Annotated in this window: 21 protein-coding genes; 10 read left to right on the top strand and 11 right to left on the bottom strand. The window is 67.7% G+C overall.

The genetic code is table 11. The features are described from left to right. The first annotated feature begins 51 nt into the window (after positions 1 to 51). The 4 genes from topA (at position 52) to GGC30_RS10505 (ending at position 6327) form a co-directional block, all read left to right on the top strand. Positions 52 to 2676 (top strand): type I DNA topoisomerase, encoded by a 2625-nt coding sequence (gene topA, locus GGC30_RS10520; RefSeq protein WP_153923881.1) that lies wholly within the window; start codon positions 52 to 54, stop codon positions 2674 to 2676. Positions 2677 to 2760: 84 nt separating this feature from the next. Continuing rightward, on the top strand, positions 2761 to 4650 hold the full coding sequence (gene mutL / locus GGC30_RS10515; protein WP_153923909.1) for a DNA mismatch repair endonuclease MutL: 1890 nt from the start codon (positions 2761 to 2763) through the stop codon (positions 4648 to 4650). Between the two features lie 2 nt (positions 4651 to 4652). Next, complete coding sequence (locus GGC30_RS16290) at positions 4653 to 5825, top strand: hypothetical protein (protein ID WP_194943577.1); 1173 nt, start codon at positions 4653 to 4655, stop codon at positions 5823 to 5825. A 49-nt stretch (positions 5826 to 5874) separates the two neighbouring features. After that, on the top strand, positions 5875 to 6327 hold the full coding sequence (locus tag GGC30_RS10505) for a low molecular weight protein-tyrosine-phosphatase (RefSeq protein ID WP_153923879.1): 453 nt from the start codon (positions 5875 to 5877) through the stop codon (positions 6325 to 6327). Between the two features lie 37 nt (positions 6328 to 6364). Here the strand turns inward: GGC30_RS10505 and rsmD are convergent, their stop codons facing one another. From rsmD to GGC30_RS10485, 4 genes are read right to left on the bottom strand one after another with little or no spacing between them, the layout of a single operon-like run. Beyond that, on the bottom strand, positions 6365 to 6940 hold the full coding sequence (rsmD, locus tag GGC30_RS10500; protein WP_153923877.1) for a 16S rRNA (guanine(966)-N(2))-methyltransferase RsmD: 576 nt from the start codon (positions 6938 to 6940) through the stop codon (positions 6365 to 6367). After that, positions 6940 to 7584: a TMEM175 family protein gene (locus GGC30_RS10495; RefSeq protein WP_194943576.1), complete on the bottom strand. Its 645-nt coding sequence runs from the start codon at positions 7582 to 7584 to the stop codon at positions 6940 to 6942. The genes rsmD and GGC30_RS10495 overlap by 1 nt, the downstream gene beginning before the upstream one ends. Positions 7585 to 7613: 29 nt before the next feature. Continuing rightward, a complete protein-coding gene (locus tag GGC30_RS10490; RefSeq protein WP_228763703.1) occupies positions 7614 to 8024 on the bottom strand; it encodes a GFA family protein in 411 nt (136 codons plus the stop codon). 23 nt (positions 8025 to 8047) lie between these two features. Beyond that, positions 8048 to 9604, bottom strand: a complete 1557-nt coding sequence (locus GGC30_RS10485) for a pseudouridine synthase (RefSeq protein ID WP_153923873.1) — start codon at positions 9602 to 9604, stop codon at positions 8048 to 8050. 12 nt (positions 9605 to 9616) lie between these two features. Between GGC30_RS10485 and tadA the strand changes: the two genes are divergently transcribed. Then, positions 9617 to 10075: a tRNA adenosine(34) deaminase TadA gene (tadA, locus tag GGC30_RS10480; protein ID WP_194943579.1), complete on the top strand. Its 459-nt coding sequence runs from the start codon at positions 9617 to 9619 to the stop codon at positions 10073 to 10075. A gap of 50 nt (positions 10076 to 10125) precedes the next feature. Further along, positions 10126 to 10551 (top strand): MliC family protein, encoded by a 426-nt coding sequence (locus GGC30_RS10475; RefSeq protein ID WP_084140420.1) that lies wholly within the window; start codon positions 10126 to 10128, stop codon positions 10549 to 10551. On the opposite strand, the gene GGC30_RS10470 is transcribed toward GGC30_RS10475, so the two are convergent. From GGC30_RS10470 to GGC30_RS10460, 3 genes are read right to left on the bottom strand one after another with little or no spacing between them, the layout of a single operon-like run. Beyond that, positions 10548 to 11135 carry a GNAT family N-acetyltransferase gene (locus GGC30_RS10470; RefSeq protein WP_153923903.1) on the bottom strand — a complete coding sequence of 196 codons (588 nt, stop codon included), beginning with the start codon at positions 11133 to 11135 and terminating at the stop codon, positions 10548 to 10550. The genes GGC30_RS10475 and GGC30_RS10470 overlap by 4 nt on opposite strands. Then, positions 11135 to 12241 carry a 3-dehydroquinate synthase gene (gene aroB / locus GGC30_RS10465; RefSeq protein WP_153923870.1) on the bottom strand — a complete coding sequence of 369 codons (1107 nt, stop codon included), beginning with the start codon at positions 12239 to 12241 and terminating at the stop codon, positions 11135 to 11137. Before aroB ends, GGC30_RS10470 begins: the two co-directional genes overlap by 1 nt. Continuing rightward, positions 12238 to 12804: a shikimate kinase gene (locus tag GGC30_RS10460; RefSeq protein WP_153923868.1), complete on the bottom strand. Its 567-nt coding sequence runs from the start codon at positions 12802 to 12804 to the stop codon at positions 12238 to 12240. The genes aroB and GGC30_RS10460 overlap by 4 nt, the downstream gene beginning before the upstream one ends. 125 nt (positions 12805 to 12929) lie before the next feature. Between GGC30_RS10460 and GGC30_RS10455 the strand changes: the two genes are divergently transcribed. The 4 genes from GGC30_RS10455 (at position 12930) to GGC30_RS10440 (ending at position 16051) form a co-directional block, all read left to right on the top strand. Beyond that, complete coding sequence (locus GGC30_RS10455) at positions 12930 to 13850, top strand: site-specific tyrosine recombinase XerD (RefSeq protein WP_153923866.1); 921 nt, start codon at positions 12930 to 12932, stop codon at positions 13848 to 13850. Between the two features lie 90 nt (positions 13851 to 13940). Next, positions 13941 to 14888 (top strand): acetyl-CoA carboxylase carboxyltransferase subunit alpha, encoded by a 948-nt coding sequence (locus tag GGC30_RS10450; protein WP_153923864.1) that lies wholly within the window; start codon positions 13941 to 13943, stop codon positions 14886 to 14888. Positions 14889 to 15023: 135 nt separating this feature from the next. Continuing rightward, positions 15024 to 15575 carry a PleD family two-component system response regulator gene (locus GGC30_RS10445; RefSeq protein ID WP_039247653.1) on the top strand — a complete coding sequence of 184 codons (552 nt, stop codon included), beginning with the start codon at positions 15024 to 15026 and terminating at the stop codon, positions 15573 to 15575. After that, positions 15572 to 16051: a chemotaxis protein CheE gene (locus GGC30_RS10440; protein WP_153923862.1), complete on the top strand. Its 480-nt coding sequence runs from the start codon at positions 15572 to 15574 to the stop codon at positions 16049 to 16051. Before GGC30_RS10445 ends, GGC30_RS10440 begins: the two co-directional genes overlap by 4 nt. Here the strand turns inward: GGC30_RS10440 and GGC30_RS10435 are convergent. The 4 genes from GGC30_RS10435 to GGC30_RS10420 form a co-directional block, all read right to left on the bottom strand. Continuing rightward, positions 16036 to 17886 (bottom strand): ABC transporter ATP-binding protein/permease, encoded by a 1851-nt coding sequence (locus tag GGC30_RS10435; RefSeq protein ID WP_228763702.1) that lies wholly within the window; start codon positions 17884 to 17886, stop codon positions 16036 to 16038. The two genes, GGC30_RS10440 and GGC30_RS10435, sit on opposite strands and share 16 nt — an antisense overlap. A 110-nt stretch (positions 17887 to 17996) precedes the next feature. Beyond that, positions 17997 to 19013, bottom strand: a complete 1017-nt coding sequence (locus GGC30_RS10430; RefSeq protein ID WP_153923858.1) for a low specificity L-threonine aldolase — start codon at positions 19011 to 19013, stop codon at positions 17997 to 17999. Further along, positions 19013 to 19966 carry a mechanosensitive ion channel family protein gene (locus tag GGC30_RS10425; RefSeq protein ID WP_153923856.1) on the bottom strand — a complete coding sequence of 318 codons (954 nt, stop codon included), beginning with the start codon at positions 19964 to 19966 and terminating at the stop codon, positions 19013 to 19015. The genes GGC30_RS10430 and GGC30_RS10425 overlap by 1 nt, the downstream gene beginning before the upstream one ends. 52 nt (positions 19967 to 20018) lie before the next feature. Next, positions 20019 to 21707 (bottom strand): cisplatin damage response ATP-dependent DNA ligase, encoded by a 1689-nt coding sequence (locus GGC30_RS10420; protein WP_153923854.1) that lies wholly within the window; start codon positions 21705 to 21707, stop codon positions 20019 to 20021. Positions 21708 to 21753: the final 46 nt, after the last annotated feature.

Genomic DNA, 21753 nt, shown 5'->3' with positions numbered 1-21753 from the left:
TCACGGCTCCGCTCCAACCACGTTCGCGCCCCTTCCCGAGACCGGACCGTTATGAACCTCGTCATCGTCGAGAGCCCCGCAAAGGCCAAGACCATCAATAAGTATCTGGGCTCGGACTATGAGGTCCTGGCCTCGTACGGCCACGTCCGTGATCTGCCGTCCAAGGATGGCTCGGTCCTGCCTGACGACGACTTCTCCATGCATTGGGAGGCCGACGCCAAGGGCGCCAAACGCCTGTCCGTAATCGCCGAGGCCGCCAAGCGCGCCGACCGCGTCATCCTGGCGACCGACCCCGACCGCGAAGGGGAAGCCATCAGCTGGCACGTGTTGGAAGTGCTGAACAAGAAGAAGGCGCTGAAGGGCACCCACGTCGAACGCGTCACCTTCAACGCCATCACCAAGTCCGCCGTGCTCGAGGCCATGGCCAATCCGCGCCAGATCGACATGGAGCTGGTCGAGGCCTATCTGGCCCGCCGCGCGCTGGACTATCTCGTCGGTTTCACCCTCTCGCCGGTCCTGTGGCGCAAGCTGCCGGGCGCGCGCTCGGCAGGCCGCGTCCAGTCGGTGGCGCTGCGCATCGTCGTCGATCGCGAGATGGAGATCGAGAAGTTCAAGGCTCAGGAATACTGGTCCATCGAGGCCGACCTGAACGCCGACAGCCCGCCCTTCACCGCTCGCCTTGTCAAGCACGCCGGCAAGCGCATCCAGCGTCTGGACATCAAGGACGAAGCCACGGCTTCCGCCGCCCGCGCGGCCATCGCCGCCGGCGACTTCACCATCAATGCGGTGGAGAAGAAGCCCGTCCGTCGCAATCCGGCCCCGCCCTTCACCACCTCGACCCTGCAACAGGAGGCGGCGCGCAAGCTCGGCTTCTCGGCCCAACGCACCATGCAGGCGGCGCAGAAACTGTATGAGGGCGTCGACGAAACCGGCGGCCTGATCACCTATATGCGGACCGACGGCGTCCAGACCACGCCCGAAGGCATCGCCCAGGCGCGCGAGGTCATCAGCCAGGCGTTCAGCCCGGCCTTCGTCCCGCAAGAACCGCGCTATTACAAAACTAAAGCCAAGAATGCTCAGGAAGCGCACGAAGCGATCCGGCCGACCAACATCGCCCGCCATCCCGACAGCCTGCGCCTCGAATCCGATCTTCAGCGCCTCTATGAACTGATCTGGAAGCGGATGGTCGCCTCGCAGATGGAGGCGGCCCGGATGGACCGCACCACCGTCGACATCGAGACCGCCGACGGCCAGACGGGCCTGCGCGCCACCGGCCAGGTCATCACCTTCGACGGCTTCCTCGCCGTCTATGAGGAAGGCCGCGACGAAAAGCAGAAGGGCGCCGAAGACGACGAGAGCGACGACACCAGCCGCCTGCCCGCGCTCAAGGAAGGCGCCAAGGCCAAGGTCGACGCCATCCGCACCGACCAGCATTTCACCGAACCGCCTCCGCGCTATTCGGAAGCCACCCTGGTCAAGAAGCTGGAAGAGCTGGGCATCGGCCGCCCCTCGACCTACGCCTCGACCCTATCGACCCTGCGCGACCGCGAATACGTCCGCGTCGACAAGAACCGCTTCTATCCCGAGGACAAGGGACGGCTGGTGACAGCCTTCCTGGAGCAGTTCTTCAGGAAGTGGGTCGAATACGACTTCACCGCCGCGCTGGAGACCCAGCTCGATGAGGTCTCGGCCGGTCAACTGGACTGGAAGGTGCTGCTGCGCAACTTCTGGCAGGACTTCCACGCCGCGACGCAAGCCGCCGGCGAACTGCGCACCACAGCCATTCTCGACGCCCTGAACGAAAGCCTCGGCGCGCACATCTTCCCGGACAAGGGCGATGGGACCGATCCGCGCGAGTGCCCCCTGTGCCACCAGGGCCAGCTCAGCCTGAAGACCAGCCGCTTCGGCGCCTTCATCGGCTGCGACCGCTATCCCGAGTGCAAATACACCCGCCCCGTCGCCAGCCCGTCGGCTGAGGACGGCTCGGCCGAGAGCGGCGACCGCGAGCTGGGCGTCGATCCGGAAACGGGCCAGCCGGTCCAGCTGAAGATCGGCCGTTTCGGCCCCTACGTCGAAATCACGCCGCCCGAGGGCGACAAGCCCAAACGCTCGTCCCTGCCCAAGGGCTGGTCACCGGCCTCCCTGACGCTGGACCAGGCCCTGCGTCTTCTGGCCCTGCCGCGCGAGGTCGGGGTCCACCCCGAGGACGGCAAGATGATCACGGCGGGCCTGGGTCGTTATGGCCCGTTCGTCCTGCACGCCGGCACCTACGCCAATGTCTCCGACATCGACGAGGTGTTCGAGGTCGGCCTGAACCGCGCCATCGCCCTGCTGGCGGAAAAGCGCGCGGGTCGTCCCGGTCGCGGCGCGGCGACGGCCCCGCTCAAGGATCTGGGCGCCCACCCGGAAACGGGCGAGCCGATCCACGTCATGGCCGGTCGCTTCGGGCCCTACGTCAAGTCCGGCAAGATCAACGCCACCCTGCCGAAGGGGACGGCGCCCGAAGACCTGACCCTGGAAGACGCCCTGCCTCTTCTGGCCGCCAAGGCCGGCGCCGCGCCCAAGAAGAAGGCGCCCGCCAAGAAGGCCGCCGCCCCGAAAAAGGCCGCCGCCAAGAAACCGGCCGCCAAGAAGGCTCCGGCGAAGAAGGCCGCCAAGTCCAAGACCGAAGACTGACGCTCAACGTCTCCTCCCCGCGGCGTCGGGAGGAGACGAAGTCTCATGGCGCGAATCCCCCCCGCGCCCTATCTTCGCCTGCTCATGCCCATCCGCCGCCTTTCCCCCGAAACCGTCAACCGCATCGCCGCCGGCGAGGTGGTCGAGCGCCCGGCCAGCGCCATCAAGGAACTGGTCGAGAACGCCCTGGACGCCGGCGGCCGCAATATCGAGATTCAGGCCGACGGCGGCGGCCTGTCGCGCATCCTGATCGCCGACGACGGCAAGGGCATTCCGCGCGAGGAGCTGCCGCTGGCCATCGAACGCCACGCCACGTCCAAGCTTGAGCCGGACGACGCCGGCGACGTCGACCTGCTGCGCATCCACACCCTGGGCTTCCGGGGCGAGGCCCTGCCCTCCATCGGCTCGGTCGCCCGCCTGTCGATCACCACCCGCTCGCGTGACGAAACCGACGCCTGGGCCATCACGGTCGAGGGCGGCGAGACCCGTCCCCTGGCCCCCGCCCCCTTGCCCGGTCCGCACGGCGCGCGGGTGGAGGTACGCGACCTCTTCTACGCGACCCCCGCTCGGCTCAAGTTCATGAAATCCGAGCGGTCCGAGGCCATGGCCATCTCCGAAGAGATCAAGCGCCAGGCCATGGCGCACGAGGCCGTCGCCTTCACCCTGTCGCTGGACGGCAAGGTCACCCTGCGCCTGCCCGCCGAACATCCGGGCGACGAAGGCCGTCTGAAGCGGCTGTCCGCCCTGCTGGGTCGCGACTTCGAGGCCAACGCCCTGCTGATCGATCAGGAGCGCGACGGCGTGCGCCTGTCCGGCTATGCGGGCCTGCCCACCTATTCGCGCGGCAATGCGGCGCATCAGTATCTGTTCGTCAACGGCCGCCCGGTGAAGGACCGGCTGCTGCAAGGGGCCCTGCGCGGCGCCTACGCCGACTTCCTGGCGCGCGACCGGCACCCGGCCGCCGTCCTCTTCCTCGACATCGACCCGCTCTATGTCGACGTCAATGTCCACCCGGCCAAGGCCGAGGTCCGGTTCCGCGATCCGGCCCTGGTGCGCGGGCTGATCGTCGGCGCCCTGAGGCACGCGCTCCACGCCGCCGGCCACCGCGCCAGCACAACCGTCGCCGCCGACGCGCTTTCCGGCTTCCAGCCCCACACCGGCGTCGCATCCGGCCCCGCCTACGGCCCCAGCGCACCGTCGGCCCAAGGCTTCAGCGGCTGGACCGGCTGGTCCCAGCCCGCCGCCGCCGCCCAGATCCTGCCCGGCCTCAACGAACGCAGCGCCCGCGTCGAGTCCGGCTGGGATGGCCCGTCATGGCCGTCGCAATCCGCCGATGCCGCCTCGATCAGTCACGAGTCACGATTCACCGCTCACGCCCCCGCCGATCCCCTCGACTACCCGCTGGGCGCCGCGCGGGGTCAGCTCCACGCCAACTACATCGTCGCCCAGACCCGCGACGGCCTGGTCATCGTCGATCAGCACGCGGCGCACGAGCGGCTGGTCTATGAGCGGATGAAGGCCCAGATGGCCGAGGGGGCCGTGACCCGTCAGGCCTTGCTGACGCCCGAGGTGGTCGATCTGGACCCCGCCGAGGCCGAACGCGTCGCCGGGCGCGCCGAGGAACTGGCCGAGATGGGCTTGATCGTCGAGGCCTTCGGCGCCGGCGCCGTCCTGGTGCGCGAAACCCCGGCCATGCTGGGCGACACGGACGTTCAGGGCCTGATCCGCGACATCGCCGACGACCTGTCCGAACACGGCCAGGCCCTGTCGCTCAAGGAACGCCTCGCCGCCATCTGCGGCACCATGGCCTGCCACGGCAGCGTCCGCTCCGGCCGCGTCCTCTCGGCGCCGGAGATGAACGCCCTGCTGCGCCAGATGGAAGCCACCCCCCACTCCGGCCAATGCAACCACGGCCGCCCCACCTATGTGGAGCTGAAGCTGCACGATCTGGAGAAGCTGTTCGGGAGAAGGTGAGGATGCCAGTGACGTTCGAAGAGTATATTGCTCACCTGAATAGCTTGGCTTTTTGGAAAGAGTTCACCTTCGCGAGGAATCAGTTCTCGCCGCAGCCGGGGCGGGAGGTGGAACTTGCCGACAATCTGATTTGGCTAGGCGATCATGCAATGGTGCTTCAGCTGAAGGGGCGAAAGACGCCGACCGAAGACCCTGACGCCGAGCGGAATTGGTTTCAGAACAAGGTTCTAAAGAAAGCTACACGCCAGATTCGCGACAGCACCGGCTATTTGGATGCTCACCCCGAAATACGAGTTACCAACGAACGAGGACACGCCTTCGACATCAGGCGGGCCGATATCAATGATATCACTAGGATTGTTGTCTATCTCGGTAGTGAAAACCTTCCGGAGGATTGTTGGCGGCAGCGCTACCATGAGAGCAAATCAGCCGGTTTCATTCACATAATCGCTGCACACGACTATCTTGGCATCTTGGAGAAGCTACGCGCTCCCGGCGACATCCTCCTCTACTTCGAATACCGTCAAGCAACTCTTCTAGCGCTCCGAGATAGCGGAGTGACAGTGGGTGAACCCGACATCATGGGCGGCTTTCTCAATGATGAGGAACTGCCAGGGCCAAACTCGCGCGAATGCTTGGAGCGCTTCGTTCAGGACGTGGAGGAGTTCGATCTGTCAGGACTGATTGGCAATCTGCACGACCACATTGAGAAGACTGATCAACCTCAGGAATATTATAGAATTATGCTGGAGTTTGCTCGCTTGCCCCGATCGGTGTGGCGAGAGATCAAGCGCCGGTTTGTTTTGTCGCTTGAGGCCGTTGCCAAGAATGAGTTCGTCCTTCCCTACCGGATGACCTTTCCTGCTACGGGCTGCACCTTTGTGATCATACCGATGGATCCGCAGCTATCTGTCACGGGACCCGAGGGAGAAAAAACGCGCGCTGCTGGGCTTCAAAACCTTACCCACGCGGCGATGTATGACGCCAAAACCTCAAAAGGAGTTGGAATCCAAGTATCGAAGGATGGAGTTTATCGCCACATCGACTGGTGCCTACTCGAAATTCCTTGGGAGCAAGATTCCGAGATGGATAAGAAATTAGCTACTGGGAACCCGTTTCGGCCAGCGGCGGAGAAGAAGATAGATAGCTTCTTATTTCGGAGCCCAAACATCTGAGAAAGTCGTGTCACTCAACAACGCCCCATATCTCCCTGCACACTTGTCCATGACCTCCATCCTCTTCGTCTGCCTCGGCAACATCTGTCGCTCGCCCCTCGCCGAGGCCGCCCTGCGCGCCGAGGCTGAGCGGGTCCGGCTCGATCTGATCGTCGATTCCGCCGGGACCGGGGACTGGCATGCGGGCGAGCCGCCGGACCCGAGGGCGCAGGCGACGGCGCGGCGGCATGGGGTCGAGATTTCGGGGTTGAAGGCGCGGCAGGTGACGCAGGCGGACTTTCGCCGTTTCACCCATGTGATCGCCCTGGACCACGAAAACCTGAAAAACCTGCGCCGTCTGCGACCCGACGATGCGACCGCCGAGCTCAGCCTGCTGCTCGACCACGTCCCCGGCCGCGAGGGTCAGGCCGTCGCCGACCCCTATTTCGGCGACGACGACGGCTTCGAGATCACCTGGGCCGAGGTGACGGCCGCCGCGCGCGGCCTGGTCGCCAAACTGTAACCCTCCCCTCTCCCGTTGGGAGACGGGCAGCGTCGCCTCACTCTGATGTCGGCGAAACCTTCAGGAACAGCACCCTGGCTGCGCCATAGTCGCGCGCGTCCAGACGCTGATAGCCAGGGGTGTCGATCTCCGGCTCGTCCGACCCGCGCTCGAACACCACCAAGGCGCCGGGCTTGAGCCAGTTTCCCTCGATCAGCCGCGCCAGCGTCTGCTCCCCCAGCCCCTTGCCGTAGGGCGGGTCCAGGAAGGCCAGGTCGAACGCCTCGGCGATCGGGCCGGGCCGCACGCCCAGGTCCGTCGCGCTCCTGCGATGCACCCGGGTGCGTCCCATCAGCCCATAGGCGTCGGCGTTCTCGCGGATCGCGCCGCGCGCCCCGTCGTCCGTCTCGACGAACAGGCAGAAGCCCGCGCCCCGGCTGACCGCCTCGAACCCCAGGGCGCCCGAACCGGCGTACAGGTCGATGACCCGCAGGCCTTGCAGGCTCTCGCCCCAGGCGGCGTGTTCCAGCACGTTGAATACGGCCTGGCGCGCGCGGTCCGAGGTCGGGCGCGTGCCCTGCCCCTCCGGCGCGACGATGGCCCGGCCCTTCAGGCTTCCGGCGACGATCCGCATCAGGCGGCTCCGCCAAAGCGCCGACCGACCCAGACCCGGCCGGCGATCAACAGACCCAGCGCCAGCGCCGTCGCGGCCGCCAGCAGCCCCACGCCCCGCGCCATCAGGAAGAAGCTCAGCGCGCAGGCCAGCCCCGGCATCAGGGCATGAGTCACGACCACCGTGGCCCGCACCGCCCAATGCGGCCGCGGCCGGATCGCATCGGTGACGAAGGCGGCCCAGCCATAGGCGCCGGCGTGCATCACGCCGACCAGCGCCACCAGGCTCAGATAGATCCAGGCCCCCTCGCCGTTGCGCGGCTGTTCGTAGAGCAGGGTCGTGGCGAACGGCATCAGCACCAACCCGGCCAGCGCCAGCATGTTGAACAGCATCACCCCGTTGCTGAAGCCGGTCATGCGGGCGAACACCCGCCGGTGCGTGTTCCAGAAGACGCCGATGATGGCGAAGCTGAGCGCAAAGGCGGTGAACATCGGCCACCGCTCGGCCCACAGGCTGGCCCACTGTCCGTTCCAGCCTTCGGGCACATGCAGTTCGATGGCCAGCAGGGTGATGGCGATGGCGAACACCCCGTCCGAAAACAGCAGCAGCCGTTCCAGGCTGTGATCGCCCTTCGTCGGGGTCAGGTCCGCTGTCGTCGTCGTCATCGCCATTCCCCCTGTCGCAACCCTTGTCGTCAATCCTGCGGCGGCGCGAACTGCGCCCACAACTCATCCGTCGTCAGGCGCGGCCGTTCGCCCGCCAGCGCATAGGTCGCCGGCTTGCTCTCGATGCAGAACTCGTCCTCAAGGGCGAAGACCGACGGATCGTCGAACGCCTGGGCCGAGACCATGGTGATCGCCCCGTCGTTGGATAGCCAGAACAGGCCGGTCCCGCAGGCGGGGCAGAACTGCCGCGTCGCCCAGTCGGACGACACATAGGTCGCCACCTCGCCCGTGACCGCGACGCTGTCGCCGCAGTCTACGCTGAACAGGATGCCGCCCGACTGCCGCCGACAGGTCGGGCAGTGGCAGGCGTGCATCCCGCCGTTCGGCGTCGCGGTGAAGGTGACGGCGCCGCACAGGCACCGCCCGGTCGAGATCGTCATTGCTCAGTCCTCGGCGGCGATCCTCAGCGGGGCGTGCGCGGTTTGCCGCCTGGCCCGCGTCCGCTCGTTCCAGACGGACCGGCCGGCTTGCCGCCGCCGCCCGTGCGAGGCTTGAAGTCGCGGCCGCCGGTCGGCTTTCCGCCGGGACCGCCTGCGCGGGGGCCGGAACCGGCGCGTCCCCCCGGCTTGGCGCCGGGCTTGCCGCGCCGATCGTCGATAAACTGGTCGTCGCGCGGCTTGAAGGCGCGTTTTGGCCGATCTCCATCCTCACGCGCCGGACGATCAACGGCGGGCGCGGTGCGTTCGCGCGGCTTGAAGCTCTTGGAATGCTCGAACTTGGGCGCGGCCTTGGCCCAGCCTTCCTTCTTGGGCGGACGCTCGCGGCGTTCGACCGCGTCCGCCTGGGCTGTTTCGGCGGCCCGAACGCGGCTGGGCTTGCGCGACGGATCCGACATGGCCGAACCCGACCGGCCCTTGACGATGGGCGTCGACACCCGACGACCGGGGATGGGCGCGGGCGTCTCGACCGTATTGCCGGTCGGCAGGTTCTCGGACCGGATGTAGTCGGACAGCAGCTCGCGGATCACGCGCGGCCCGACCTCTTCCACCGACCCGACCGGCAGCACGTCCAGGCGGAACGGGCCGTAGGCCAGACGGATCAGCCGGTTGACCGTCAGGCCGACGGACTCCAGCACCTTTCGAACTTCGCGGTTCTTGCCCTCGGTGATCGATACCGAGATCCACAGGTTCGCCGGCGCCTTGCCGTCTTCGGACTTGGACTCCTTGGCCTTGTCCAGCTTGGCCTCGATGGGACCATAGGAGACGCCGTCCACGACCACGCCGTCCTTCAGCGCGTCCAGCTGTTCCTGGGTGATCTTGCCCCGCGCCCGCGCCCGGTACTGACGCACCAGCGAGGTCGAAGGCAGCTCCAGCGCCCGGCTCAGCTCGCCGTCGTTGGTCAGCAACAGCAGGCCTTCGGTCGCCAGGTCGAGCCGTCCGACCGAAATCACGCGCGGCAAGCCGGCCGGCAAGGCGTCGAACACCGTCGGTCGTCCCGTCGGATCGCTGTGGCTGGTCAACAGGCCCGCCGGCTTGTGATAGCGCCAGACCCGCGTCGCCTGGGTCGAACCGATGGGCTTGCCGTCCACCGTGATCACGTCGTCGCGCGTCACCAGGGTCGCGGGCGTATCCAGGATGCGGCCGTTGACCGCAACCTTGCCCAGACCGATCAGCCGTTCGACCTCGCGGCGCGAGGCGATGCCGGCGCGGGCCATGGTCTTGGCGATTCGCTCGGCGCGCAGGGGCGTGTCCGGCGTCTTGGACTTGCCGTCCTTGCCGCCCCCGTCGCTGCGCGGCTTGTCGGTGCGGGGCCGGTCGCTGCGGGGCTTGTCGCTGCGGGGGCGGTCGGCCTTGTCGCCGAACCGCTTGGCGCCGTCTTCGCGAGGGCCGCGCGGCTTGTCGCCGAATGATCTCGTCCCGTCGCCGCTCTTGCGGGGACCGGAGGATTTAAAGGGCCGGGGCGACCGTTCGTCTTGACGGGCGCGGGGCTTCTTGTCGTTGTCGTCTGTATGGCGGACCATGATGAGCGGTTCATGCGCATGGCGCTGGACCAAGCGCAAGCGGCGGCGGACGCAGGAGAGGTGCCCGTGGGCGCAATTCTTGTCGATCCTGCTTCAGGTGAGGTAATTTCGACCGGCGCCAATGGTCCGATTGCGGCCCACGACCCCACCGCCCATGCCGAGATCGTCGCACTGCGGCGCGCGGCGACGGCGCTGGACAATTATCGCCTGACCGGCCTGACGCTCTATGTGACGCTGGAGCCCTGCGCCATGTGCGCCGGCGCCATCAGCCATGCCCGCATCGGCCGCGTGGTCTGGGCCGCCGACGATCCCAAGGGCGGCGCCGTCATCCACGGCCCGCGTCTGTTCGAACAACCCACCTGCCACTGGCGCCCGACCACGGACTCAGGCCTTTTGGCGGCCGAGGCGTCGTCGCTGCTGAAATCCTTCTTCCGTCAAAGACGGGGAACGGCGACAGGCGGCGCACGTTAGAACGCCGCGAAAAGCTGCGCCGTTGGGCGGGGCCGTGGAGGGAAAAGACCTTGTTCAAGCCGGATCTGCCGCAGTCGATCGTGTTCAGCGGCCTAGCCGCCCTGGCCCTCCTCACCGCCTGCGGCGCCGACCCCGACAAGGCGCCGCGCACTGGCGACGAGGTCAAGGAACGCGCCATTGAGGCCCAGACCGCCCGCCAGCGCACCGGCGCCGAAATCCAGGACCGCACCCTGAACCGCGTCGTCCACACCGTCTATCTCTGCGACAATGGCGAGCGTCTGTCAGTCGACTTCGACAACCCGCGCCAGATGGCCACCATTCGCAACTCGTCCGGCGAGGCCATCGACCTGTATCAGGAGCGCGCCGCCGACGGCATATGGTACCGCGCCTCCAACGTCGAACTGCGCGGCAAGGGCGTCCTGGCCACCTGGTCCGTCGAAGGCCGCCAGCCGACGGAATGCCGCGCGGTCGACTAATCGAAGGCGGCTAACCGTCGATCCAACCCGTCGCGCACTGAGGGCCAGTCGTCGTCGATGACGGCGAACATGGCGGTGTCGCGCGCCCGGCCGGTCCAGGTGATCTTGTGCTTGCGCAGCACGCCTTCGGCCTTGGCGCCCAACTTCAGGATCGCGGCCTGGCTCTGGGCGTTGACGGTGTCAGTGATGATCTCGACCCGCACCGCGCCCGCGTCGAAGGCATGCCCTAGCAACAGCCGCTTGCAAGCCGGGTTGATCGCCCCGCCCCGCGCCTCGGGCCGATAGAAGGTCGAGCCGATCTCGCAGCGGCGATAGGCGGGGTTGATCTCATACAGGCTCGTCGTCCCGACCACCGCCCCGTCCGAGCGCCGCCGCACCGCATAGGCGATCCGCGTCTGCGCCTGCATCGCCGCCATCGCGGCGTTCCACCACGCCTCGAAATGATCGCCATAGGCGGGCGCGACCATGATGCTCCAGGCCTCGGGATCGCAATCCAGCGCGGCCTTGACCTCGGCTTCCAGTCCTTCCTCGAACGGCTCCAGCCGCACGAAGCGATCCTCCAGAGGGACCGAGGCGATCTGCATCACGCGGTCGCGCCCTCCTCGATCAGGAAGGCCCGCACCTTGGCCGCATCCACGCCCTTGCCGACGAAGGCCTGGCCGATGCCGCGCGCCAGGATCAGGGTCAGCGCCCCGCCCTCGGCCTTTTTGTCGCCCGCCATCAAGGCCAGCAGACGGTCGGCCGCGAACGATCCCGCCTGATCCAGCCGCGTCGGAAGACCCGCCGCCGCGACCACCGCCTCGACCCGCGCCACGTCGTCCGCAGAGCACAAGGCCTCACGCGCCGAATATCGGAAGGCCATGCAGCAGCCAAGCGACACCGCCTCGCCGTGCGCCAGCGCCCCTTCGTCGAAGCCGACCTCGGTCTCGATCGCATGGCCGAAGGTGTGGCCCAGGTTCAACAGGGCGCGCCGCCCCGTCTCCTTCTCGTCCTCGCCGACCACCGCGCTCTTGATCTCGACCGAGCGGATCACCGCCCGTTCCAGCGCCGCCGGATCACCCTGCGCGCCCGCACCCCCCTCGCCCGCCAGCCAGTCGAAGAAGGGCGCGTCGCAGATCAGCCCGTGCTTCAGCACCTCGGCCCAGCCCGACCTCACCTCGCGTTCCGGCAGCGTGGCCAGCACGTCGACATCCGCCAGCACCAAACGCGGCTGATGAAACGCGCCGACCAGGTTCTTGCCGCGCGGGGTGTCGATGGCTGTCTTGCCGCCGACAGACGAGTCGACCTGGGCCAATAGGGTGGTGGGGATTTGCACGAAGTCGATGCCGCGCATGAACAGGGCCGCCGCCAGCCCGGCCAGATCGCCGACGACCCCGCCGCCCAAAGCGATCACCACATCCTTGCGGTCCAGCCCGATCTCCAGCAGCCGATCCAGGACGCGCTCCAGCTCGGCGAAGGACTTGGAGCCCTCGCCTGCCGGCACGGCCACGATCTCGCTGGTCACGCCCGCCGCCGTCAGCGACGCGGTCAGGGCCTGGGCGTGGATGCCCGCAACCGTCTCGTCGGTGACGATGACCGTCCGCCCCTTGGCCAGCGGCGCGATGTGGGCGCCGGCCTGCGCCAGCAGCCCGCGCCCCACCACCACGTCATAGGCCGCAAAGGCCCCGCCGCTGACCGGAATGATCGTCATTGCGGGGTCTCCGTGCGTCGTCTCTGGCGCCAGTGTCGGCGCAGGTTCTTGTGAATGGCGTCCACCGCTTGGCCGTGCGAGCCCTGCCCGACGTCCACGGTCACATCGGCCTCGCCGTAGATGGGATAGCGCGCCTCGGCCAGGCTCGTCAGAACCTCCAGCGGATCCTTGCCCCGCAGCAGGGGCCGCGTGTCGCGCCGCGCCACCCGTTCCGCGATGACCGCCAGATCGGCCCTCAACCAGACCGTGTCGGCCTTGGCCTTCAGCAGCGCCCGCGTCTCCGGGTTCATCATCGCCCCGCCGCCGGTCGCCAGCACGATGGGCGGGCCCTCCAGCAGGCGGCGGATCACCCGCGCCTCGCCCGCGCGGAACTCGGCCTCGCCCAGGGCGGCGAAAATTTCGGAGACCGTCATCCCGGCCGCCGCCTCGATCTCCACATCCCCGTCCGCGAACGGCAGTCGCAGCCGATTGGCCAGCCGACGACCGACCGACGATTTGCCCACCCCCATCAGGCCCACCAGGGCTATGGTGCGGGTCGGACCCGGATTCGCACGCCGCCTCATCCGGCGGCTCCGGCGGAACGGTCGGTCGAGAGGAAGGCGAAGGCGGCGGCGCGGGCAGGCATGATCCAGAAAACCTCTACACCAAGCCTGACCCTGCGCCAGTCGTTCAGGCCACGGATCGCCGCATGACGCCCCAGATCGAGGCCTTTCTGGAGATGATGGCAGTCGAACGCGACGCCTCGCCCCATACGCTGTCCGCCTATGGTCGCGATCTGGCGGACGCGGAGATGGCATTGTCGGACGCCGGCGGATTGATGAAGGCCGACGCCGAGGCGCTCGAGGCCTGGTTCGCGGACCTGTCGCGGCGCGGCCTGTCCGCCGCTACCGCCGCCCGTCGCCGCTCGTCAGCGCGGCAGTTCTACCGCTTCGCCCTGGCCGAAGGATGGCGCACCGACGACCCCTCGCGCCGCCTTGACGCCCCCCAACAGGGCCGGTCCCTGCCCAAGGTGTTGAGTCGCGCCGAGATCGACGCCCTGCTGGCCGCCTCGGCCGCCCGTGACGCGGCGGGGGGTCTGCGCCTGGTCGCCCTGGTCGAGATGGCCTACGCCTCCGGCCTGCGGGTATCCGAACTGTTGGGGCTCAAAGTCGAGGCCGTACGGCGCGACCCCGCCTATCTGATCGTGCGCGGCAAGGGCGGCAAGGAGCGACTAGCCCCCCTCAACGCCTCCGCCCGCGAAGCGATCAAGGCCTGGCTCGTCGCGCGCGACGCCAGACTCAAAGGCAAGGATGGGCGAAAGCCTGAGGCGCCCGAAAGTCCCTGGCTCTTCCCCTCCTCCGGCCGCACCGGCCACCTGACCCCGCGCCGTTTCGCCCAACTGTTGGACGAGGCGGCGATCACGGCCGGCATCGACCCCGCCCGCGTCAGCCCCCACGTCCTACGCCACGCCTTCGCCACCCACCTGCTGGAAGGCGGCGCGGACCTGCGCGTCGTCCAGACCCTGCTGGGCCACGTCGATATCGCCACGACCCAGATCTACACCCACGTCGCCACCGACCGCCTGGCCCAGGTCGTCCACCAAAACCACCCCTTGGCGCGCGACGACTGAACCGCCGCTTGCCCGGCGGCGTTGACCTCTCTAGGTTCGCGCGCCTTCCCCAAGGGCGCTTTCGCCCGTTTGCAGTTCCCGGACGCCTTGATGGCCACGCACTATCTCGACTTCGAAAAGCCGATCGCCGATCTGGAAGCCAAGATCGAGGAGCTGTCGCTGCTGGCCGACACCTCGGGCGACATCGATCACGAGATCGAGGGCCTGCGCAAAAAGGCCGAGCAGCTGCGCAAGAAGACCTACGCCGGCCTCGACCCCTGGATGAAGACCCAGGTCGCGCGCCATCCGCAGCGCCCGCACTTCATCGATTACGTCCAGAGCCTGTTCACCGACTGGAACGAACTGCACGGCGACCGTCAGTTCGGCGACGATCAGGCCATCCTGGGCGGTCTGGCCCGGTTCCGCGGTCGTCCGGTCGTCATCATGGGCCACGAAAAGGGTCACGACACTGCGACCCGCATCACTCACAACTTCGGCATGGCGCGGCCCGAGGGCTATCGCAAGGCCGTGCGTCTGATGGACATGGCCGAACAGTTCGGCCTGCCGGTCCTCAGCTTCATCGACACCGCCGGCGCCTATCCGGGCCTGGGCGCCGAGGAGCGCGGCCAGGCCGAGGCCATCGCCCGCTCGACCGAGCGCTGCCTGACCCTGGGCGTGCCCTCCATCGCCACCATCACTGGCGAAGGCGGCTCGGGCGGCGCCATCGCCATCGCGGCGGCCAGCCGCGTGCTGATGCTGGAACACTCGATCTATTCGGTCATCTCGCCCGAGGGCGCCGCCGGCATCCTGTGGCGCGACGGCGCGCGGGCCAAGGATGCGGCCATGGCGATGAAGATCACCGGCCCGGACCTGATGCAGTTGAGGATCGTTGATCGCCTGATCGACGAGCCTGTCGGCGGCGCTCATACCGATCGCGATACGGCCATGGCCAATGTCGGCGACGTTCTGGCCGAAGAGCTGAAGGGCTTCGACGGCCTGACGCCCCAGCAGATCAAGAAGCGTCGCGCGGATCGCTTCTACGCCATCGGCGCCCTCTGACGCCCGGTCGCTTTGGCCGACCAACGTTAACGCAGCATCCACCCTCGTCTGCCAAGCTCGGCGCTTCGTTCAGAGGCATCGGGGTTTGCGACCGGCCATGAGTTCAGCGGCGCGACAGACTGGGGCCTTTGCGCCATGAGCGGCGGCGAGTCCCTGCGTGAAAGCGCCGTCTTCAACCTGGCCGGCGCGATCACGATGATCGTCGACGATTCGCCGTTTTCGCTGACCCTGACGTCCAACGCCCTGACCGGTTTCGGCATCCGCCCGACCTATGCGTGCGGCACGGGCATGGAAGCCAAGAAGCTGCTGACCGACAAACCCGTCGATCTGCTGGTCGTCGACACCGACATGCCCGACATCGACGGGTTCGAACTGGTGCGCTGGCTGCGCCGCTCTGGCCCCAATCCCAACGCCTTCACCCCCGTCATCATGACCGCCAGCCACATTCGTCGCGGGCGCGTCGCCGAGGCGCGGGACTGCGGCGCCAACTTCGTCGTCACCAAGCCTTTCAGCCCGGCGCTTCTGCTGGAGCGTATCCTGTGGGTGGCGCGCGACAGCCGGCCCTTCCTGGAGGTCGGCGATTATCTGGGGCCGGATCGCCGGTTCCGGCACACCGGCTATGAAGGCGTGGAACGTCGCGCCGACATGATTCGAAAGGCGAAGGGGATGGAGAGTCTGGCCCTATGACCGTCATCACCCACAACCAACGCAAGTCGCGCCTGTCCGAGATGCTGGATCGCCCCGGCGGCGTCAGCGTCGGGGTCGCCCTGGCCCAGGCCCGCGCCAATCTGGACGGACTTCAGGATCAGGCCCGCGCCATCATCGGCGACAATATCGCGGTGCTCCTCGCCAAGCCCGATCCGAACCTGATCGAGCCGATGCGGCTGGATCTGGCCTATTCCGCCTCAAGCCAGATCATTGACGCCGCCAGCCCCTTCTCGATGGACGACCTATGCACCGCGGCCAAAGGCCTGTGCGACCTGCTGGACGCCGCGCCGCGCCAGGGCGGGTTCGACTGGCGCATCGCCACGGTCCATGCCCAGGCGATGAAGCTGTTGCTGGCGCTGCCGCCGCAAGAGCAGGCCGCGCGGACCGCCATCCTGACGAACCTGCATGAGGTTCTACGAAAGAAGCTGCCGGCCGCCGATCAGTCGGCCATCTGAGGCGTCTTGCCGCCACGCGTCTGTTTGCGCCACAGCGCCGCATATTCCCCGCCTTGTCGGGCCACCAGTTCGTGGTGCCCGCCGCGTTCGACGATCCGCCCGGCCTTCAGCACCATAATCTGGTCCGCGTCCGCCACGGTCGACAGCCGGTGTGCGACCACTAGGGTCGTGCGGCCATTCCTGGCCTTGCGCAGGGTCTTCTGGATCGCCGCCTCGGTCCGGCTGTCCAGGGCGCTGGTGGCCTCGTCCAGGATCAGGATGCACGGATCGGCCAACAGGGCTCGGGCGATGCCCACCCGCTGACGTTCGCCGCCCGACAGCTTCAGCCCCCGTTCGCCGACCTTGGTCTGCATCCCATCCGGCAAGCCGCGGATAAAGTCGGCCAGTTCCGCCGCCTCCGCGGCCGCCCACACCTGCGCCTCATCCGCCTCGGGCCGGGCGAAGGCGATGTTGGCGGCCAGGGTGTCGTTGAACAGCGCCACATCCTGAGGCACCAGCGCCACCGCCGATCGCAGCGAGGCCTGGGTCACCTCACGCGCGTCATGGCCGTCGATCAGCACGCGCCCCTCCTGCGGATCGAGCAGACGCAGCGCCAGTTTGACAATGGTGGACTTGCCCGCGCCCGAGGGCCCGACCAGCGCCGTCGTGGTGCCAGGCGCAGCGTAGAAGCTGACGTCCTCCAGCCCATTGGCCCGCGCGTCGTGGCGGAAGCCGACGGCTTCGAACGCTACCGACGCCCCGCGCGCATCGACCGGCCGTGGCAGGGCGACGGCGTTCGGCGCATCGGCGACCTGCGGCGTCTGTCGCGTCACCTTCAGCATCTCCTCCATGTCGATGAAGGACTGACGAATTTCTCGATAGGCGAAGCCTAGGATGTTCAGCGGCGCATACAGCGAGATCATGATCAGCACCGCCGCCGTCACGTCGCCCGGTCCCATCCGCCCGGCCGCCGCCTCGAACCCGGCCATCACCGCCATGACGCCCAGCCCCAGGTTCATCACCAGGGCCTGCATCCCGTTCAGCATGTTCAGCGAACTGTTGGCCTTCAGCGACGCCTCGGCATAGTCGCCCAGCGCCCGGTCATAGGTCTGAGCCGCGCGCGTCTCGGCGCCGAACGACTTGACCGTCTCATAGTTCAGCAGGGCGTCAACCGAGACGCCAGCGGCCTCGGAATCGGCCGCATTCATGATCCGGCGATGCTCCAGCCGCCAGTTGGACATGGCGAAGGTGGCGGCGGTGTAGATGACGACCACGACCACCGCGACGGCGGCGAAGCGCCAGTCGTATTTGGCGCCCAGCACCCCGGCCGCCAGCACCAGTTCCACCCCGGTTGGGACCAGGTTGAAGGCGAGGATGCGCAGCAGGAAATCGACCGCGCGCGATCCCCGGTCCATCGTCCGCGACAAGGCGCCCGAGCGTTTGGTCTGGTGGAAGTCCAGCGACAGGCTCAGCGCATGAGCGAACGCCTCGGCCGCCGTCGCGCGCTGGGCGGCGGCACGCACCGGCGCGAATACGACGTCGGAGATCAGGGGCGAGGCCGCCGACAGGAACCGAACAAGCGTCCAGCCGATGGCGAAGGCCGCAAAGCCCAGGCCGACGGCGGTCGCCGCACCCTGCCCCGCCGCCAGACGGTTGACCGCCGCGCCCAGCACCAGCGGCGCCATGACGCCCAGCCCCTTGCCCGCCAGCGTCAGAAGGATGGCCGAGATCAGCCGCAGTTTCAGGTGCGGTGCGCCCGATCGGGCCACCAGCCGCGCAAGGTCCGCCAACGCCGTCAGCGTCGGGGGTCCGTCCGTCTTGTCCTGTGGGCTCCCCGCTTGCTGCGCCTTGACCATCGGGTCACGCCTGCCGCCGGAGCGTTCGCCTCGTATCGCCATGATCCGCATATGGAAAGCCAATGCGACCGGGGAAAGGCCACGCTGGCGCGCGAACGGGGATTAGTCGCTCAGCCCAGACCGGCGAGCGCCTCGATCAACTCGTCCACAGCCGCTTCCTGCGTCGCCCACGAACAGACGAAGCGCACCGAACCGTCATCGAAGGCGTAGCAGGCCCAGCCCATTTCATTCAGGCGGGCATGCGCCTCTGGCGGCATCCGCACGAAGACGGCGTTCGCCTCCACCGGATGGGCCAGGACGAAGGGCGACCGCCCCGCGATGCCCGCCGCCAACCGCTGCGCCATCAGATTGGCGTGGGCGCCGCCCGATTCCCAATCGCCGCTTTCCAGCAAGCCCAGCATCGGACCCGACAACAAACGCGTCTTGGATGACGTCTGGCCCGCCTGCTTGAGCCGATTGTTCAGTCGCCGCGCCAAGCTCTTGTCGAACAGCACGATCGCCTCGGCGCAGTTGGCACCCGCCTTAGCCCCGCCGAACACCAGCACGTCCACGCCCAGGCGCGGAATGTCCTTCAAATCGAAACCGGCGGCGACCGCATTGGTCAGGCGCGCTCCGTCCATGTGGACGCCATAGCCCAACGCCTTGGCCGGTTCGATCAGGTGGCGCAGTTCTTCCTCGGTATAGACCGAGCCATATTCCGTGGCCTGGGTCAGCGACAGGGCGGCGGGCGGCTGACGATGCCCGACTTCGGGTTCGCCCAACTGCGCCTGCAGGGCAAGCGGATCGATCTTGCCCGAGAACCCCGGCAGTCCGATCAGGCCGACGCCGTGACCGAAGAATCCCGGCGCGCCCGTCTCGTCGGTGCAGATGTGCGCCGCATGGTGCGCCAGCACCGCCTCATAGGGTTGGGCCAGCATCGACAGGGCGATGGCGTTGGCCGCCGTCCCGCTGAAAACAAAACGCACCTCGGCGTCGGCATCCAGACGCTGGCGAATCTGGTCGGCGGCGCGGGCGGTGACCTCGTCTGCGCCATAGGCGCGAACAAATCCCTTGTTGGCGCGCACCAGGCCTTCGATGGCGCTCAGCGCCATGCCGGCGGTGTTGTCGGAGCCGAAATCGTAACGCATCAACGGTTCGTCGCCTTCAGATCGGCCGTATCGTCATCGACCGTGCGGACGCGCACGACCGGGACCACATCCTCATCGCCATACGGCACGGCGACCTGATGCGGGAACGGAATCTCGATCCCGGCGGCGTCCAGCGCCTCCTTGCCGCCCTGCATCAGATCGGCCTGGGTCTGCCACCAGTCGCCGACCTTGACCCAGGCGTGCAGCGTCACCTGCACCGAGCTGTCCAGCAGGCCCGTCACGCCGGTCCAGGGATGGGGATCGTGCAACACCCTGTCGTGTGCGGCGGCCATATCCGCCAGGACGCAGCGCGCCTGGTTCAGATCGTCGCCATAGCCGACCGTGAAGTTGATCTCGATCCGGCGCGTCTGCTGGCCGGTCAGATTGGTCAGCGGGTCGCTCAGGACCTTGGAGTTCGGAATGACGATCTTGTGGTTATTGGCGTTGGAAAGTTGGGTCGTGAACAGATCCAGTCGCTGCACCGTGCCGCTCATCCCGCCGACATCGACGACGTCGCCGACCCGGTAGGGCCGCAGCACCAGCAGCATGATCCCCGACGCCACGTTCGACAACGTGCCCTGCAACGCCAGACCTACCGCCAAGGACGCCGCGCCCAGCACGGCGATGATCGAGGTCGTCTGAACACCCAGGCGCTGGAGCACGGCGATCATGCCGATGATGAACACCACCACCCGCACGACCTGTACCGCGAAGCTCAGGACCGTCGGATCGTGGCGGAAGCCCCTGACCCTCGACAGCGTATTTCGCGCCCCGCGCGCCGCCCATTTCGCCGCAAAGACGGTGAGAACGAAGATCAGGATGGCGATCGTCAGGTTGATCGCGAAATCACCTGCCATGTCGGTCAGCTTGGCGATCACGGCGGCATCGATCGAAACGGCCTTGCGGCCCGCGGCCACCGCGTCGGCGACTTCGTTGGAAATAGGCAGAGACATGAGGTCGGGTCTAACGCCTGACGCGACGATTGGAACCCCCGAAAGCCCGATTTCAGGCCTTTGCGATCCGCCCGCCGCCGCTTTCGATAGCGTCCAGCAGGTCCATTACGTCGTCGATGGTGTTTGCCTCTCGCGCCGGCTTGTCCCAGCGAATGCGGCTGACGCGCGGGAAGCGCATGGCCACGCCCGACTTGTGCCGGGTCGAGCGATTCAGTCCCTCGAAGGCGATCTCCAGCACCAGGCCGAAGTCCCGCTCGGCCCGCACCGACCGCACCGGCCCGAACCGGTCGATGGTGTGATCGCGCACGAACTTGTCGAGCTGTTTCAACTCCTCGTCGGTAAAGCCGAAATAGGCCTTGCCCACCGGCGTCAGCGCGCCTTCTGGCGTCCAGACGCCGAAGGTGTAGTCGGAATAGAAGCTCGAGCGTTTCCCATGCCCCCGCTGGGCGTACATCAGGATGGCGTCGATGACGTGCGGGTCGCGCTTCCATTTGAACCACGGCCCCTTGGGTCGCCCCGCCAGATAGGGGCTGTCCCAGTGTTTCAGCATCAGCCCCTCGGCCGCCGCCCCGACCGGTGGATCGGCTCGCAACCGTGCCAACTGATCCCAATCGGCATAATCGACCACCGGCGACAGATGCAGTCGCTCGCCGGTATGACCATTGACCAGGGCCTCCAGGCGCGCCCGACGCTCGCGCAGCGGCAGGCCGCGCAGATCCTCGCCATCCTGGGCCAGCAGGTCATAGGCGACGACCGCCGCCGGAAAGGCCTGCATCGCCTTGGCGTCCACCGACTTGCGGTTCAGGCGCTGCTGCAAGTCCCCGAACGGCGCGACCGCCCCGTCGCGCCAGACAATCAGCTCGCCATCGATCGCGCCTTCGAACGCCAAAGCCGCCATCACGTCGGGAAAGGCGGCCGAAATCTCGTCGCCCGTGCGGGAATAGAGTTTGCGGACCTCGCCCTCCAGCACCGCCTGAACCCGTATGCCGTCCCACTTCCACTCGGCGGCGTAGTCGGCCGGCGATAATTTGGGCAGATCGACCGCTTCATCGATGGCGACCGCCAGCATGACGGGTCGGAAACGGCCGGGCGCATCCGGGCTGGGCCGCTCCGCCCTGCCCTCCAGCCAGGCGAACAGATCGGCGTAGGGCGGCTCGACCGCGTGCCAGACCTCCTCGATGGCAGCGGCATCCAACGCCTCCAGCGTCATCTGCGCCTCGTCGCCGTCCGGCGAAGGCGGCGCCATCACCGCATCCGGGCGCATCATCGCCGCCGCCGTCTTGGCCAGTCGCGCGGACAGGCCCACGCGCAAGGCCCCGGTCATCAGCTTCAGCAGCGCCCAGCGCCCTTTCGGCTCCAGCGCATCCAGCCAGCCTTCCAGAAGACCGCGCACCTCCGTCCGCGTCGCGGTCCTTAGCGCCTCGACGACCTCGGCCAATTCGGGCTCGCGGTTTGGCCGATGGTCCGGGGTCACGGGCCAGATCAGGGCCACCGTCTCCGCCAGATCCCCCACATAGTCGTAGGACCAGCCGAACAGCACGCTGTCGACCCGGCCTTCGACCGCCTTTCGGATCATGGCCGGCTTGGCCGCGTCGAACGTCAGGTCCCCGGTCAGGGCCGCCAGCGCCCATCCCCGGTCCGGATCGGGCGTCGCCCTCAGATAATCGCGCACCAGCACCAGCTTCGCATTGCGCGAGGCCGTCAGGGACAGGCGGTCCAGTAGCTCGGCGAAGGCGCGCATCGTCATCCATCTTGGGCGCCGGAAGCGTCGCCGTCCTCTTCACAAC

The organism is Brevundimonas sp. SPF441 (assembly GCF_009661015.1).
Classification (GTDB): Bacteria; Pseudomonadota; Alphaproteobacteria; order Caulobacterales; family Caulobacteraceae; genus Brevundimonas; species Brevundimonas vesicularis.
Note: the sequence above shows the minus strand (reverse complement) of the source record. Positions and strands in the feature narration are given on the sequence as shown.